General features: G+C 63.3%; 13 protein-coding genes and 1 pseudogene. 8 read left to right on the top strand and 6 right to left on the bottom strand.

The genetic code is table 11. The annotated features are described in order from the left end of the window. Window positions 1-28 precede the first annotated feature (28 nt). Window positions 29-1,387 (bottom strand): 4-hydroxybenzoate transporter PcaK, encoded by a 1,359-nt coding sequence (pcaK, locus tag SJI00_RS11835; protein ID WP_322461894.1) that lies wholly within the window; start codon window positions 1,385-1,387, stop codon window positions 29-31. Window positions 1,388-1,690: 303 nt separating this feature from the next. Next, entirely contained in the window at window positions 1,691-2,560 is an 870-nt protein-coding gene (gene pcaR / locus SJI00_RS11830; protein ID WP_322461893.1) for a pca regulon transcriptional regulator PcaR, read from the bottom strand. 579 nt (window positions 2,561-3,139) lie between these two features. On the opposite strand from pcaR, the gene SJI00_RS11825 reads away from it, so the two are divergent. The 7 genes and pseudogenes from SJI00_RS11825 to gpgF all read left to right on the top strand — a co-directional run bounded on the left by SJI00_RS11825 (window position 3,140) and on the right by gpgF (window position 10,388). After that, a complete protein-coding gene (locus tag SJI00_RS11825) occupies window positions 3,140-3,352 on the top strand; it encodes a hypothetical protein (RefSeq protein WP_322462054.1) in 213 nt (70 codons plus the stop codon). Between the two features lie 408 nt (window positions 3,353-3,760). Then, a complete protein-coding gene (locus tag SJI00_RS11820) occupies window positions 3,761-5,233 on the top strand; it encodes an inorganic phosphate transporter (protein ID WP_322461892.1) in 1,473 nt (490 codons plus the stop codon). 213 nt (window positions 5,234-5,446) lie between these two features. Beyond that, a pseudogene (locus tag SJI00_RS22580) lies at window positions 5,447-6,466 on the top strand (HAMP domain-containing protein); the annotation flags it as partial. A 93-nt stretch (window positions 6,467-6,559) separates the two neighbouring features. Further along, a complete protein-coding gene (locus SJI00_RS22575; RefSeq protein ID WP_416221028.1) occupies window positions 6,560-7,324 on the top strand; it encodes a methyl-accepting chemotaxis protein in 765 nt (254 codons plus the stop codon). A gap of 196 nt (window positions 7,325-7,520) precedes the next feature. After that, the gene (gene gpgS, locus SJI00_RS11810; RefSeq protein ID WP_322462053.1) at window positions 7,521-8,642 is read left to right on the top strand and encodes an N-acetylglucosaminyl phosphatidylglycerol synthase; all 1,122 of its coding nucleotides are present in this window, start codon (window positions 7,521-7,523) and stop codon (window positions 8,640-8,642) included. Continuing rightward, the gene (gene gpgD / locus SJI00_RS11805; protein WP_322461890.1) at window positions 8,635-9,399 is read left to right on the top strand and encodes an N-acetylglucosaminyl phosphatidylglycerol deacetylase; all 765 of its coding nucleotides are present in this window, start codon (window positions 8,635-8,637) and stop codon (window positions 9,397-9,399) included. Before gpgS ends, gpgD begins: the two co-directional genes overlap by 8 nt. Further along, window positions 9,396-10,388: a glucosaminyl phosphatidylglycerol flippase gene (gpgF, locus tag SJI00_RS11800; protein WP_322461889.1), complete on the top strand. Its 993-nt coding sequence runs from the start codon at window positions 9,396-9,398 to the stop codon at window positions 10,386-10,388. The genes gpgD and gpgF overlap by 4 nt, the downstream gene beginning before the upstream one ends. Before the next feature lie 3 nt (window positions 10,389-10,391). On the opposite strand, the gene purU is transcribed toward gpgF, so the two are convergent. Next, complete coding sequence (gene purU, locus SJI00_RS11795; protein ID WP_322461888.1) at window positions 10,392-11,243, bottom strand: formyltetrahydrofolate deformylase; 852 nt, start codon at window positions 11,241-11,243, stop codon at window positions 10,392-10,394. A 287-nt stretch (window positions 11,244-11,530) separates the two neighbouring features. Here purU and mvaT point away from each other — a divergent pair, with 287 nt between their 5' ends. Then, the gene (gene mvaT, locus SJI00_RS11790) at window positions 11,531-11,908 is read left to right on the top strand and encodes a histone-like nucleoid-structuring protein MvaT (protein ID WP_322461887.1); all 378 of its coding nucleotides are present in this window, start codon (window positions 11,531-11,533) and stop codon (window positions 11,906-11,908) included. 88 nt (window positions 11,909-11,996) lie between these two features. On the opposite strand, the gene sbcB is transcribed toward mvaT, so the two are convergent. The 3 genes from sbcB to SJI00_RS11775 form a co-directional block, all read right to left on the bottom strand. Next, window positions 11,997-13,427, bottom strand: a complete 1,431-nt coding sequence (gene sbcB / locus SJI00_RS11785; protein ID WP_322461886.1) for an exodeoxyribonuclease I — start codon at window positions 13,425-13,427, stop codon at window positions 11,997-11,999. A gap of 66 nt (window positions 13,428-13,493) precedes the next feature. Beyond that, the gene (locus SJI00_RS11780; protein ID WP_322461885.1) at window positions 13,494-13,853 is read right to left on the bottom strand and encodes a PilZ domain-containing protein; all 360 of its coding nucleotides are present in this window, start codon (window positions 13,851-13,853) and stop codon (window positions 13,494-13,496) included. 137 nt (window positions 13,854-13,990) lie between these two features. Further along, complete coding sequence (locus SJI00_RS11775) at window positions 13,991-14,377, bottom strand: tetratricopeptide repeat protein (RefSeq protein WP_322461884.1); 387 nt, start codon at window positions 14,375-14,377, stop codon at window positions 13,991-13,993. Window positions 14,378-14,392: the final 15 nt, after the last annotated feature.

Raw genomic sequence — 14,392 nt, 5'->3', positions numbered from 1 at the left:
TCATGCCGTTCGTGCGGTTGCGTACCCTTCAGGTGGCATCGGCGTGGCTGACAACCCCTTTGATCACCACCGCCACCGCCGCCACTGCCGCCGGCACCAGCAGAGCCGTCAGCACCTGGGCAAAGCTCCAGCCGAGCCCGAGCAAGGTCGCCCCGCTCCAGGCGCCAAGGATCGCGCCGAAGCGGCCGATCCCCAGCATCCAAGACACTCCGGTCGCCCGCGCCTGGGTCGGGTAGAAGCGCGCCGCCAGCGAGGGCATGGCCGACTGCGCACCGTTCACGCACATCCCGGACACCAGCACCAGGGTCGCCAGCAGCGCCATGTTGCCCAGGCTCTGCCCGACCGCATAGGCGAAGCCGCCGGCCAGCGCGTAACACACGCCGATGACCGTGTGCGGGTTGAAGCGGTCCATCGCCCACCCTACCGCCACCGCGCTGAGCACCCCGCCAAACTGGAACAGTGCGCCGATGAAAGCGGCGTGCTCCAGGCTCGCACCGCTGTCGCGCATCAGGGTCGGCAGCCAGCTGGTGAGCAGGTAGACGATCACCAACCCCATGAAATAGGTCAGCCACAGCAGCAACGTGCCTAGTCCATAGGTGCCGGAGAAGATCACCGCGAACACGTTGCGCGTGGCCACCGCCTGCTGCTCGGGCACACTGAAGCCACTGGCCTGAGCCACGACCGCCGGCGCAATCGGCGCCAGGGTCTTGCGCACGCGCTCCGTGCCGCGGTGACGTACCACCAGAAAACGCGCCGACTCCGGCAGCCAGACCGCCAGCACCACCACCAACAGCAGCGGCAAGACCCCACCCAGGACCAGCAGGCTGTGCCAACCGTAGGCCGGAATCAGCTTGGCGGAGACGAAGCCGCCCCCGGCCATGCCCAAGTTGAAGCCACAGAACATGCTGGTCACCAGCAGCGACTTGAGCCGTTCCGGGGTGTATTCGGAGAGCAGCGTGGTGGCGTTGGGCATGCCTGCACCCAGGCCCAGGCCAGTCAGAAACCGCAGGATCAGCAACTGATCGACCGAGGTGGCATACGCCGACGCCAGGCTGAAACCGCCGAACACCGCGACCGCGCCGATCAGCACGCCACGCCGGCCAAAACGGTCGGCCAAGGGGCCCGAGCCCAGCGCGCCGAAGACCATGCCGATCAGCGCCGCGCTCATCACCGGGCCAAGGCTGGCGCGGTCGATGCCCCATTCCTGGGACAGCGCCGGCGCGATGAAGCCCATGGCCGCAGTGTCCAGGCCATCGAGGAAGACGATCAGGAAACACAGGATCACCACCCGCCACTGAAAACGCGAGAGCGGTTGGTCATTGATGAAGCGTTGAACGTCGAGCACCTGGCCGGCAGGGGCTGCGGATTTATCAAGTCGTGAAGTCATGGGCGTCGTCCAGACAAGGCGCACAAGCGGACGTCTGCACAGTCGATGTGCAGCCGTAATGGGTCTCGGGCAGGGCAAGTGTGTGGCTAGACGGGGTGTGGCGGTACCGCGTGCGGGTGCGGCCGCAGCAGTGGGGATGCAGTGTTCATGGACAGTTCTCGTCTGTTGTTCTTGTGCGGTCGGTCTGAGCCGACTCGTGCGAGAAACAGTAATCAGCGCGGGCCGCGGGCGCAATTGATGCGCCCTGACTGTGTGCGCTTATCGAACGCTAAACCTGCACCGCGCGGGTTTTATCGAGTGGGCTTAACCGAACAGCTGGGTACACAGGTCCTGGCTGGTGGCCAGCAGGATGGGCAGGAAGCGCTGTTCCAGCTCGTTACGCGTCACCCGGCCCACGTGGGTGCTGACATTGAGCGCGGCCAGCACCTGCCCCGAGGCGTCATAGATGGGCACGGCGATCGAGCGCAGGCCCTGCTCCAGCTCCTGATCGACCACGCAGAAACCCTGCGCGCGTACCTGCTGGATGCAGGCGAACAGCGAGTCGGCGTCGTGCAGGGTGCGGCTGGTGCGCGCCTTGAGGTCGGCCCGCTCCAGGTACTCGCGCAGGCTGGCGTCGTCCAGCGCCGCGAGCATGATGCGGCCCATCGAGGTGCAGTAGGCCGGCAGCCGGCCACCGACCGAAAGGTCGACCGAGATCAGGCGCTCCACCGTGGCCGAGCGCGCGATGTAGAGAATGTCGTCGCCTTCAAGGGTGGCCATGTTGGCCGCTTCATGCAGCGTGTCGCTGATGCGGTCCAGGTACGGCTGGGCCGACACTGCCAGCGGCGTCGAAGACAGGTACGCATGGCCCAGGGTGAGCACCTTGGGCAACAGCGAATAGGTGCGACCGTCCGTCGTGGCGTAGCCCAGTTTGATCAGCGTGTGCAGGCAGCGCCGCACTGCCGCCCGAGGGATCTCGGTGCGGTGGCTGATCTGGGCGATGGTCAAGTGGCGCTTGCGCTCCTGAAAGGCCTGAATCACCGCAAGGCCCCGGGCCAGCGAGGTCATGAAGTCAGGATCGCCGGTGAAGGCCTGGATACGCTTGGCCGCCGACGCGACGATCGGTGGCGCCAGGGCGGCGGTGGCGGCGCGAATCGGGCCGGTCGCTGCAACGTCTGGGATTTCTTCGCTCATGGGCTAGGTCTCAATGAACCGGTGCTTTGTGCGATTATCGAACAAGCGGCCGATAATCGCAATTGACCGCCGACACGTTTGCTTATACCTTTCTACCTGCCCGATGTGGCTTCTTTGGAGAGACTGGTCAGGTACCCACCGTGGAAGCTTAAAGGCAACGGCCTCGCCCTTTCGCGAGGCCGTTTTCATTTGTGTGGCGCAATCGAACTTGCGCCGCAGTGTGACATCGAAGTTAATGTTCGCCATTGCCTTGGCCAACGCGATATAACTGCAACTTCGCGCACGCTCATGCCACTCAAGGGCCTGACTGCCAAAGCGCCGAAGGCGCGTTACACTCGCCATACGTATTCTTCACTGATCAACCCCGCGCTGTCGGCCTCACCGCCGCATCGCCAGGCACGTTGCGTGTACGTGCGCGTACGTCCAGAGGCGCGGCCCTGCAAGGCTGACGGGCGGGTGATCGAACACTGACAACAGGAACACTGGCGTTACGACAGCGCACTCTTCCCTGGCTCGTAACCGACCCACGCCTGCGTGATGGTCGCCCCGGGATACAACTTCAAACTGACAGGTATCGTTGTGACAAAAGATGAACTGCGCGCAGAACTTGAGCGCCAGGCTGAACGTTTTACCGGCGTATATGGCGGCGAAGTCACGACCTATGCGGCGCAACCTGACCCAGAACGCAAACCTTGGCGCAAACGCGCGACCATTCATGACCAGGCCTTTGCCGAAGAGCTGGACAAGATGGAAAAGGAATTGCGCACCGACAGCGGCTCGACCGGTCTGTGACCCGTTGACCCACGCCGGCGCTGGATCCATTGCGCCCACCCCGGCAACTGCCCCGAGGGCGCGGCCGCGTTCCAGGTTGAGGCTGTCTTGCCTGACGCCTGGCAAGGCCTGAGCGATGGGTGAGCAGGCCTTTACGCCTTCGGGTCAACAGGCATGCCTACGGCGCTGGTAACGGATTCACACAAATTTCATAGCGAAATCCGTGACTGCCTGGCCGGTCTGCGTACTGCGGCTTGTGGGTTTTCGTCGCCGATTTCGCAGCGCTTCGCCGAACTTGGCCCCGCCCGCTGTTCAGGGAAGCACACACCTCGCTGATCTGGCGCAAGATTTTAGAGCCTCAGCGGATGCTTCGATCAGCGCATTTTTCTGGCATAATCCGGCCCCCTTTCGACCGCCAGAAAACTTTTCATGATCGATTTATTCAGCGGACTGGACGCCTGGGTCGCCGTAAGCCTGGTGCTTGCCTTGACCTTCGTGCTCGCTTTCGAGTTCATCAATGGCTTTCATGACACCGCCAACGCGGTAGCGACAGTCATCTATACCAAAGCCATGCCGCCGCACCTGGCGGTGTTCTTCTCAGGGGTATTCAACTTCCTTGGCGTGTTGCTCGGCGGTGTCGGCGTGGCTTACGCCATCGTCCACCTGCTGCCGGTGGAACTGCTGATCAACGTGAACACCGGCCACGGCCTGGCCATGGTCTTCTCGCTGCTGGCTGCGGCCATCGCCTGGAACCTGGGCACCTGGTACTTCGGCATCCCGGCCTCCAGCTCGCACACCCTGATCGGCTCGATCCTCGGCGTCGGCCTGGCCAATGCCCTGATCAACCACATTCCACTGGGTGATGGCGTCAACTGGCAGAAAGCGATCGATATCGGCCTGTCGCTGGTGTTCTCGCCCCTGGCCGGTTTCATCGTCGCCGCCCTGGTACTGCTGCTGCTCAAGCGCTGGCGCCCGCTGTCGAAGATGCATAAAACGCCGGACCAGCGCCGCAAGCTCGACGACAAGAAGCATCCGCCGTTCTGGAATCGCCTGGTGCTGGTGATTTCCGCCATGGGCGTGAGCTTTGTGCACGGCTCCAACGATGGTCAGAAAGGCATCGGCCTGATCATGCTGGTGTTGATTGGCATCGTGCCAGCGCAGTTCGTGCTCGACCTGGGCAGCAGCACCTACCAGATCGAACGTACCCGCGACGCCACCTTGCACCTGAGCCAGTTCTACCAGCGCAACGCCGATACCCTGGGCGATTACCTGGCCCTGGGCAAGGCACAGGCTGGCGACCTGCCGGGCCAGTTCAGCTGCGACCCCAAGCAGACCGAGCCGACCATCAATGCCTTGCAGAGCTCGCTGGCTGGGGTGACCGACTACCACGACCTGAGCCCTGAAAAACGCGTTGAAGTGCGCCGCTACCTGCTGTGCCTGGACGACACCGCGAAAAAGGTCGGCAAGCTGCCAGGCCTGCAGGCGCGTGAACGTGCAGACCTCGACAAGCTGCGCAAAGACGTCACCGCCACCACCGAATATGCACCCTTCTGGGTCATCGTCGCGGTGGCCCTGGCCCTGGGCCTGGGCACCATGGTCGGCTGGAAGCGCGTGGTCCTGACCGTTGGCGAGAAGATCGGCAAGCAAGGCATGACCTACGCCCAGGGCATGTCGGCGCAGATCACCGCGGCCTGCGCCATCGGCATGGCCAACGTGTTCAGCCTGCCGGTGTCCACCACCCATGTGCTGTCCTCGGGCGTGGCCGGCACCATGGTCGCCAACAAGAGCGGCCTGCAAGGCGGCACGATCAAGACCATCCTGATGGCCTGGATCCTGACCCTGCCGGCCACGGTGGCCTTGTCTGCCGGGCTGTTCTGGCTGGCCACCCGCTTCCTCGGTTAAGGCAGTCGCAGCACAGCAAAGGCGCCCTGTGGGCGCCTTTTTCATGCCGGCGAAAAAAAACCCCTTCCCCCTGCTTTTCTCGATAAACCGCTCAAGCTTGGGGCTTGCCTGGCCGATACCTGTGTGCCCGTCACTGCACGGTGCAGACCTGGCCCTGGCCGTGGCTGTGCCCGCCGACGACCCGACTTACAGCCCCGCGGACCCGAGGACGCCATGCGCAAAAGCCTTCGTTTCAGCCACAAGATCCTGATCGCCGCGTCACTGATCGTGATCGTGGCGTTTACCCTGTTCACGCTGTTCAACGACTCCCTGCAACGCAATGCCATCCGCGACGACCTCGAAAGCTATTTGAGCGAGATGGGCCAGTCCACTGCCACCAACGTGCAGGGCCTGTTCGACGGGCGCATCCGCATGGTCGACAACCTGGCGCAGAACATCGCCCAGAGCCCTGCCGAGGCCTCCGCCCTGCTTGGCCAGCCGGCGCTGACCTCAAGTTTCCTGACAGTCTATCTGGGCCAGGTCGACGGCCGTTTCACCGTGCGCCCAGACGCCAAGATGCCCGATGGCTATGACCCGCGCATACGGCCCTGGTACAAGGACGGCATGAGCGCCAGCGGCGCCATCCTCACCGAACCCTACATCGACCTGACCACACAGAAGATGGTCATCAGCATCATCAGCAAGTCGGCGAGCGATGTCGGTGTGGTGGGCGGCGACCTGGCCCTCGACGGCCTGGCCAAGATCATCAACTCGCTGAACTTCGGCGGCATGGGCTACGCCTTCCTGGTGAACGATCAGGGCAAGATCCTGGTTCACCCCCAGCAAGATCTGGTGATGAAATCGCTGTCGGACCTGTTCCCCGGGCAGACCACCCAGCTGACCCAGGCCCTGAGCGAAGTGCAGGAGGCCGACGGCCAGACGCGCCTGCTCAGTTTCACCTCGATCAAGGGCCTGCCCAACGCCAACTGGTACGTGGGCCTGTCGATCGACAAAGACAAAGCCTTCTCGATGCTCAGCACCTTCCGCACCTCGGCGGTGATCGCCACCCTGGTGGCGGTGGTGATCATCATCGCGTTGCTCGGCTTGCTGATCCGCGTGCTGATGCAGCCGCTGCACGTGATGACCCGCGCCATGGAAAACATCGCCGAGGGTGAAGGCGACCTGACGCGCCGCCTGGATATCCAGCACCACGACGAGTTCGGTGTTCTGGGCAACGCCTTCAACCGGTTTGTCGAACGCATCCACGGCTCGATCCGTGAAGTGTCCTCGGCCACCGAGCAGGTCAACGAAGTGGCGCTGCGGGTGATCAGCGCCTCCAACTCCTCGATGAGCAACTCCGACGAGCAGAGCAACCGCACCAACAGCGTGGCGGCAGCCATCAACCAACTGGGCGCCGCCGCGCAAGAGATCGCCGGCAACGCCGCCCTGGCGTCGCAACACGCCAGTTCGGCGCGGGTGCTGGCCGAGGAAGGCCAGCAGGTGGTCGAGCGCAATATCCAGGCGATGACGCGGCTGTCTGACCTGATCGTCACTTCCAGCGCCCACATCGAGACGCTCAACGGCAAAACCGTGAACATCGGTCAGATCCTCGAAGTGATCACCAGTATCTCCCAACAGACCAACCTGCTGGCGCTCAACGCCGCCATCGAGGCCGCACGCGCCGGCGAAGCCGGCCGCGGTTTCGCCGTGGTGGCCGATGAAGTCCGCAACCTGGCACACCGCACCCAGGAGTCGGCGCAGCAGGTGCAAGGCATGATCGAGGAGCTGCAGGTCGGCGCTCGCGCCTCGGTCGAGACCATGGACCAGAGCCAGCGCCACAGCCAGGACAGCGTGGCGATCGCCAACCAGGCCGGTGAGCGCCTGGGCAGCGTGACCGGGCGCATTGGCGAGATCGACGGCATGAACCAGTCGGTGGCCACCGCCACCGAAGAGCAGACTGCGGTGGTGGAGGCGATCAACGTCGACATCAGCGAGATCAACATGCTCAACCAGGAGGGCGTGGAAAACCTGCAGGCCACGTTGCGCGCCTGTGCCGATCTGGAGCAGCAGGCCGGGCGCCTGAAGCATCTGGTCGGGACCTTCCGCATCTGACCCCGGCACCGAGGCGGGCCTGCGCGGCCCCCTCGCTGTGCCAGCCGACTCGCTGCGTTGCGCTGCGCAAGGTCACGCCAAGCCCTTGATCGGCCACGCCGATCGAACAAATCCCTTCTGCGAACGGTCAACCTTCAGGCGCGCCCTGTAACGGTCTGTTACAGCTGATCGACAGGCCGAAGATGATCCCGGAGGGATACCGACCGTGCACATTGCTGACATCACCATGTTCTACGCCCCGGCAAGTGGAGGCGTACGAACCTACCTTGATGCCAAACACCGACGCCTCGATGCCATGTCGGGCGTGCGTCACAGCTTGCTCATCCCGGGGGCCACGGCCGCCGAGGACAATGGGATCTACCACGTTCCCGCCATGCCCCTGCCGTTCGGCAAGGGCTATCGTTTTCCGGTCCGGCTGGCGCCATGGTGCAATGTGTTGCGCACGCTACAGCCTGACCTGATCGAAGTCGGCGACCCTTACCTCACCGCCTGGGCGGCGCTCGAAGCGCGGCGCCAGCTGGATGTGCCAGTGATCGGCTTCTACCACTCCGACCTGCCGCTGCTGGTCAGCAATCGCATGGGCAACTGGTTCACGCCCAATGTTGAAGCCTATGTGAGCAAGCTCTACGGCAACTTCGACCGCGTGCTGGCGCCCAGCCAGGTGATGGCTGACAAGCTCACCCGTCTGGGCGTCAAGAACGTCCATGTGCAGCGCCTGGGGGTAGACCTCCATATGTTCAACCCGACCCACCGCGACCCGCAGTTGCGAGCGCGCCTGAACATTGCCGACACCACGCGCCTGCTGATTTTCGCCGGTCGCGGTTCGCGGGAAAAGAACCTGCCGGTGCTGCTCGACTGCATGCGCCAGCTGGGCAGCCGCTACCATTTGCTGCTGGTCGGTTCGAGCATGCCGGCCAACGTGCCGGACAACGTCAGTGTGATCAACCGGTTCTGCCCACCGCAGGAAGTGGCCAGCCTGCTCGCCAGCGCCGACCTGCTGGTGCATGCCGGCGACCAGGAAACCTTCGGCCTGGTGATTCTCGAAGCCATGGCCAGCGGCACGCCGGTGGTGGCGGTCAACGCCGGTGCCTTCGGTGAGATCGTTCGCGACGATTGCGGGCGCCTGTGCACCCCCAACAATGGCAAGTCCATGGCCGGTGCTGTACAGGACATCTTCGAAGACGGCGTGCGCAAGCTCGGCGCTCAAGCACGCAGCCACGTCGAACAGCAGTATTCCTGGGACAGTGTGGTGAGCGGCCTGATCGAGCAGTACCACGCCGTGCTGGGCCATCAACCACAGGTGCGCGCCCATGGCTGAGTCGCTCCAGGCGCCCCCCAGCGTGATGCTGGTCCTGCACGATGTGGCGCCAGAAACCTGGCCCGACTACCAGCCGTTCGTCGAAGCGGTAGACGCCTTGGGCGAGGTGCCAATGACCTGGCTGGTGGTGCCGGACTTTCACCACCGCAACGCCCTGCAACATGCCCCGGCTTTTTGCCGGCTGATGCACCGGCGCCTGGCCAAGGGCGACGAGCTGGCGCTGCATGGCTTCTATCATGCCGACGACGGGCCTGCGCCACGCACCCCGCGTGAGCTGTTCATGCGCCGGGTGTACACCCATGAAGGCGAGTTCTACGGCCTGGACCAGGCGCAAGCGCTGGAGCGTTTGCGCGAAGGGTTGAAGCTGTTCGATGCCCAGGGTTGGCCGGTGGCCGGTTTCGTCGCCCCGGCCTGGCTGATGAGCGAGGGCACCCGCGAGGCGCTGCGGCAATTGCCGTTGCGCTACACGAGCACGCCGCAGCACCTGTATCGCTTGCCGGATTTTGCCGCCATCGATGCCCCGGGGCTGGTGTGGAGCGCGCGCAGCGCCTGGCGACGCGGGCTGTCGAAGGTCGTCAGTGACTGGCAGTGCCGGCGCCTGGCGTCGGCCAATACCCTGCGCTTGGGCCTGCACCCGGTCGACATGCGCCACCGCTCGTCACGCGAATACTGGATGAACACCTTGCGTGAGCTGATGGCGCAAGGGCGTCAGCCGTTGACCAAATCCGCCTGGCTCGACCGCCAGCTCAGCCGATGACCCGCTGGATCTGGCTTGGGCTGGCCGTGCTGCTGGCCCTGGCCGTGCCTGCGTTTCTCGGTGGCAGCGAGCTGCTGCCGCGCCTGCAGCGGTTCCCCCCGAGCCTGCTGGCCGGGCTGCTGGGGATGATCCTGCTGTGCTGGCTGATCAACGCGTGGCGCTTGCGCCTGCTCCTTGGCCAGCAAGGCGCGCGGCTCGGCGTGGTGCGCAGCGTCGGCGTACTGATGGCGACCGAATTTGCGATCTGCACCACCCCAGGCGGCAGCGGCGGCCCATTGACGCTGATCGCCCTGCTCAACCGCGAAGGCATCAGCGCCGCGCGCAGTGGCGCGGCCTTCGCCATGGACCAGCTCAATGACCTGCTGTTCTTCTTCTGCGCCATGCTCGCCATCGCCGGCTATGCGGTGTTCAACCGGTTGGGCAACAGCCAGCAGAGCATGCTTCTGGGCAGCGCGCTGCTGCTGTGCGCCGCCCTGGTCATGCTGCTGGCGCTCCTGCGCTGGCGCCGCCAGGTCATGCGCGGCAACGGCCGTGTGCTGAGGCGCCTGGGGATGTCGGCGCCACGCCAACGGCGCTGGGCGCGCAAGCTACTGCGGTTCATGCACGCCCTGGCCGACATGTGGCGCCTGCCCAAGCGCACCCTGGCGCTGGTATTCGCCCTCACCTGCGCGCATTGGAGCCTGCGCTACAGCGTGCTGTACTTCGTGCTGCAGGGGTTGGGTGTGGAGCTGTCGTGGATTCCCAGCTTCCTGGTGCAGATGCTGGCGCTCAGCGCGGGGCAGTTCAGCCTGTTGCCAGGTGGCGCAGGCGCTGCCGAGCTGACCTCGGCAACCCTGCTGGCACCCTTGGTGGGTGCCTCGACGGCCGCAGCGGCCATCGTCATCTGGCGGGCCATTACCTACTACTTCTACTTGCTGGCCGGCGGGCCGGTGTTCGTCTGCCTGCTGGCCAAGCCGCTGCTGGCGCGCTGGCGGCGCCAAGCGGGCTAGCGGTCAGTCGAACACCACGGTCTTGTTGCCGTGCACCAGCACGCGGTCTTCGAGGTGGTAGCGCAGGCCGCGGGCCAGCACCATCTTCTCCACATCGCGACCGAAGCGAACCATGTCTTCGATGCTGTCAGCGTGGTTCACGCGCACAACGTCCTGCTCGATGATCGGGCCGGCATCCAGTTCCTCGGTAACGTAGTGGCACGTCGCGCCGATCAGTTTCACACCGCGCAGGGATGCCTGGTGGTACGGCTTGGCACCGACGAACGAAGGCAGGAAGCTGTGGTGGATGTTGATCACCCGCTCGGCGTAGTCCTGGCACAACTGTGGCGGCAGGATCTGCATGTAGCGCGCCAGCACCACGACATCGGCACCGTGTTCGGCCACCAGGCGCGACACTTCGGCAAAAGCCGGTTGCTTGTTCTGCGGGTCGACCGGCACATGGAAGAACGGAATGCCGTGCCACTCGACCATGCTACGCAGGTCGTTGTGGTTGGAGATGACGCACGGAATGTCGCAATCGAGCTCATCGGTATGGAAGCGGTGCAGCAGGTCGGCCAGGCAGTGCGACTCGCGGCTGGCCATCAGCACCACGCGCTTCTTGTGCGCCGAATCGGTGATCCGCCAGGTCATGGAGAACTCTTCGGCGATCGGTGCAAAGGCTTCACGCAGGGCTTCGATACCGAACGGCAGCGTCTCGGCACGAATCTCGTGACGCATGAAGAACCAGCCGCTCTGTTCATCGGAGTGATGACTGGCTTCATTGATCCAGCCGTTGTAGAGCGCCAGGAAATTACTGACTTTGGCCACGATGCCGACACGGTCGGGGCACGCGATCACCAGACGATAGGTGCGCATCAAACAGACTCCAGAACTTCGCAAAGGCGGCGATTGTAGCGGCACGCCGGGAAAAACGCAGTAGCCATCTCTTCGATGGGGCCGCTTGCGCGCGCCGCGTTGGCAGATACCGGTATAGATGGACAATGCGAAACGTCTGACACATAAGTAAAAAAAATTTTACCAAATACATCATCAACCGTTCGCCATTAAACATGCGAGCATCCGAGTTAGTTGTTTACTTGGCTGTGGCGTCTGATTACTATTGCGTCACTGTATCCCCGAAACTATTTTCCAAGGAACGTCCTATGTCCCTGATCAACGAATACCGCGGCATCGAAGAATCCATCAAGGAACTTCAGGCGCGCCTGGCCAACCTGTCGCAAGATGACAAGCTGAAAAAAGAGCTGGAGTTTGAAGGCAAACTGCGCGCACTGATGGGTGAATACTCCAAGTCGCTGCGCGATGTCATCGCCCTGCTCGACCCAGAATCCAAAACCAGCAAAGCCCCACGTGGCGCTGCCAAACCTGCAATCACCAAACGTGCACGCAAGGTCAAGCAATACAAAAACCCACACAATGGTGAAGTGATTGAAACCAAAGGTGGCAATCACAAAACCCTGAAAGAGTGGAAAGCCAAATGGGGTGGTGATGAGGTGGAAGGCTGGGCAACCCTGCTGGGTTGATTGCCCGGGCTTTCCCCGCACACACTTGCCACATAAAAAGCGCCAGCACTTGCTGGCGTTTTTTTATGCGCGTCGAATACCCATCAGATCAGATGCCGTACTGCTGATGAAGGCGTTCGGCGTGCTGCTGCCAGGCTTGCAACACCCGCCGCCCAGCCTCGTCGGCGCTCGCCAGGCTGGTCGATAGCGCCTGCTGGAAATCGCCCAAGGTATTGGGCGCACCGGCCTGGGGCAGGCTCAGTCGCTGCTGGCAGAACGCAACCCAACGCTGGCGCTCGTGCTCATCGAGGGTGTCAGGAAAGTTGCGGGCGCGGTAGCGGAACAACAGTTCCGGCAAGCGCGCATCATCGAACATCCACTGCCCGCTGGCCAATTGCTGCGGGTCCAGTAGTCGTACCTGCTCGCACAATCTTCTATCGCGCTCACCCATGAAGCCGTCATACAACTGTTGCTCCGGATCTTCGCTGAGGGCGAAATCTTGCGCGCTATAAAGGGGCGCGAGTTTGTCGTGCCATACCGCCTGTTGGCTTATCAACGCTTCGGCCCGCGCCAGATAAACCGCCCTATCAAGTCCCAGGCGCTGCTCGTCACTTGTTCTGAGCACAGACAGCGGTGCCAGCACCGGACAGCGATTGATCTGAACCAATTTAAGCGGCACGGGTAGAACATCGGCACCCAGTTCTTCACGCCGCGTGTATAAACGCCGGCGCAGCTCGTCAGGGCTTTCCTGCAACAAGGGCAGAATATCCTGATGTAAATCGCAGACTATCAGTGCATTGCGGTTGCTCGGATGCCAGGCTAATGGCAATACCACACCCAGGTAATTGCGCTGCGCGGAAAAGCGCCCGGATATATGTACCAGCGGTTGCAATAGCTGAATCTGCTCAAGCACCTTGTGCTTGCTGCGCAGCTGGAACAGCCAGTGGTACAGCTTGGGTTGACGTTCACGGATCAGTCGGGCCAGGCCCAGGGTAGCGCGTACATCCGACAGCGCCTCGTGCGCGTCGCCATGCTCGATGCCATTGGCGCGGCTGAGCAGTTCCAGGCGCAGGCTGATGCGACCGTCCTGCTGCGGCCAGTTCAGCCCTTCAGGACGCAAGGCGCAGGCGGTGCGCACCAGGTCGATGAGGTCCCAGCGGCTGTTGCCGCCCTGCCACTCGCGGGCATACGGGTCGAAGAAGTTGCGGTACAGGCTGTAGCGGGTCACTTCGTCGTCGAAACGCAAGCTGTTGTAACCCGCGCCACAGGTGCCGGGGCGCGACAGTTGCGCGTGCACGCGGGTCATGAACTCGGCCTCGCCCAGGCCGTGTTCGGCCAGGCGCTGCGGGGTGATACCGGTCACCAGGCACGCCATGGGGTGCGGCAGGATATCGTCGCTGGGCCGGCAATACAGGCTCACGGGCGCTTCGACCTCATTGAGGTCGAGGTCGGTGCGCACGCCGGCCATCTGCAAAGGGCGGTCGCAGCGCGGATTGATGCCGGTGGTTTCGTAGTCGTGCCAGAAAATGCTGGAGCTCACGGGGTCGTCCTGTCTGTAGGTCGACCCGAGTCTAGCGGGGCGCAGGTGCCTGGGGCCAGGACGGCGTCAGGCCGACGCGCTGACTTGCCTGAACGTGAAGAACTCCTGCAGCGCGTGGACGAAGGCGTCGTAGTCGCGCGGCGCCTGCAACAGCATGAAGCCGGAATTGTAGTGGCCAGGGGTTTCGTCTTCCTGGCACCACACACAGCTGGCCGTCAGGTTGATGAACTGATGGCCACCGCCCTTGAGCGGGACGCGAATCTGCAGCTCGAAATCCGGCCCGACCATCACGGGCAACTCGCTGAGCAGCATCAGGCCGCTTTCCGAGACATTGCCCAGGTAGCCGAGCGAATGGCCGGTGATGCGGTTGAACACTTGCAACACGCAGCGCAATTGATGGCGTTCTATTTGACGGGCAGTAAACATGATGCTTTTGGCTTTCCTATGTGAGGCCAGGAAAACGTGCTGCTGGCAGTGGGTGGTACGTCTTGATCGGTGGCCCTGGTGGAGTCGAACCGATCAGAGCGGTATAGCAGATATCACCCGTTGTCGCCCGTGATGCCTCAACGCCAGGGCGTTGACTGCACGGGCGTGGTCACCGCTGCCTCGGTTGCGCGGTAATGGCCCAGACGCTCCAGGGTCTGCAACCGCGCAGCTGCCCGGTAGGCGTATTCATTGCCTGGGAAACGCTGGATCAGGTACTGATAGGTCTGCGCTGCATCGACGTACAGCTTCTGCCTTTCCAGGCACTGACCGCGCAACAGCGACACCTCCGGGTGGATGAACGGCCGCGCACGGCTGGTGCGATCGACTTGCGACAGCTCCAGCATCACGCGCGCGCAGTCACCGCGGTCATAGGCGCGGTAGGCATTGTCCAGGTGATGGTCCATCGACCAGCGCGTACAGCCGCCAAGGCTGGCCACCAGCGCCAGGAAGATCAGGGTTCGCATGGGGATTCTCCTTTG

Source organism: Pseudomonas gebzensis (genome assembly GCF_034427815.1).
Classification (GTDB): domain Bacteria; phylum Pseudomonadota; class Gammaproteobacteria; order Pseudomonadales; family Pseudomonadaceae; genus Aquipseudomonas.
The sequence above is the reverse complement of the archived record's forward strand: the minus strand, read 5'-3'. Positions and strand labels throughout refer to the sequence as shown.

Excerpts from the sequence above, each read along its gene's own strand:
- pcaK (WP_322461894.1), bottom strand. The coding sequence starts at position 1,387 with ATGACTTCACGACTTGATAAATCCGCAGCCCCTGCCGGCCAGGTGCTC.
- pcaR (WP_322461893.1), bottom strand. The coding sequence starts at position 2,560 with ATGAGCGAAGAAATCCCAGACGTTGCAGCGACCGGCCCGATTCGCGCC.
- SJI00_RS11820 (WP_322461892.1), top strand. The coding sequence starts at position 3,761 with ATGATCGATTTATTCAGCGGACTGGACGCCTGGGTCGCCGTAAGCCTG.
- SJI00_RS22575 (WP_416221028.1), top strand. The coding sequence starts at position 6,560 with ATGAGCAACTCCGACGAGCAGAGCAACCGCACCAACAGCGTGGCGGCA.
- gpgD (WP_322461890.1), top strand. The coding sequence starts at position 8,635 with ATGGCTGAGTCGCTCCAGGCGCCCCCCAGCGTGATGCTGGTCCTGCAC.
- gpgF (WP_322461889.1), top strand. The coding sequence starts at position 9,396 with ATGACCCGCTGGATCTGGCTTGGGCTGGCCGTGCTGCTGGCCCTGGCC.
- purU (WP_322461888.1), bottom strand. The coding sequence starts at position 11,243 with ATGCGCACCTATCGTCTGGTGATCGCGTGCCCCGACCGTGTCGGCATC.
- mvaT (WP_322461887.1), top strand. The coding sequence starts at position 11,531 with ATGTCCCTGATCAACGAATACCGCGGCATCGAAGAATCCATCAAGGAA.
- SJI00_RS11780 (WP_322461885.1), bottom strand. The coding sequence starts at position 13,853 with ATGTTTACTGCCCGTCAAATAGAACGCCATCAATTGCGCTGCGTGTTG.
- SJI00_RS11775 (WP_322461884.1), bottom strand. The coding sequence starts at position 14,377 with ATGCGAACCCTGATCTTCCTGGCGCTGGTGGCCAGCCTTGGCGGCTGT.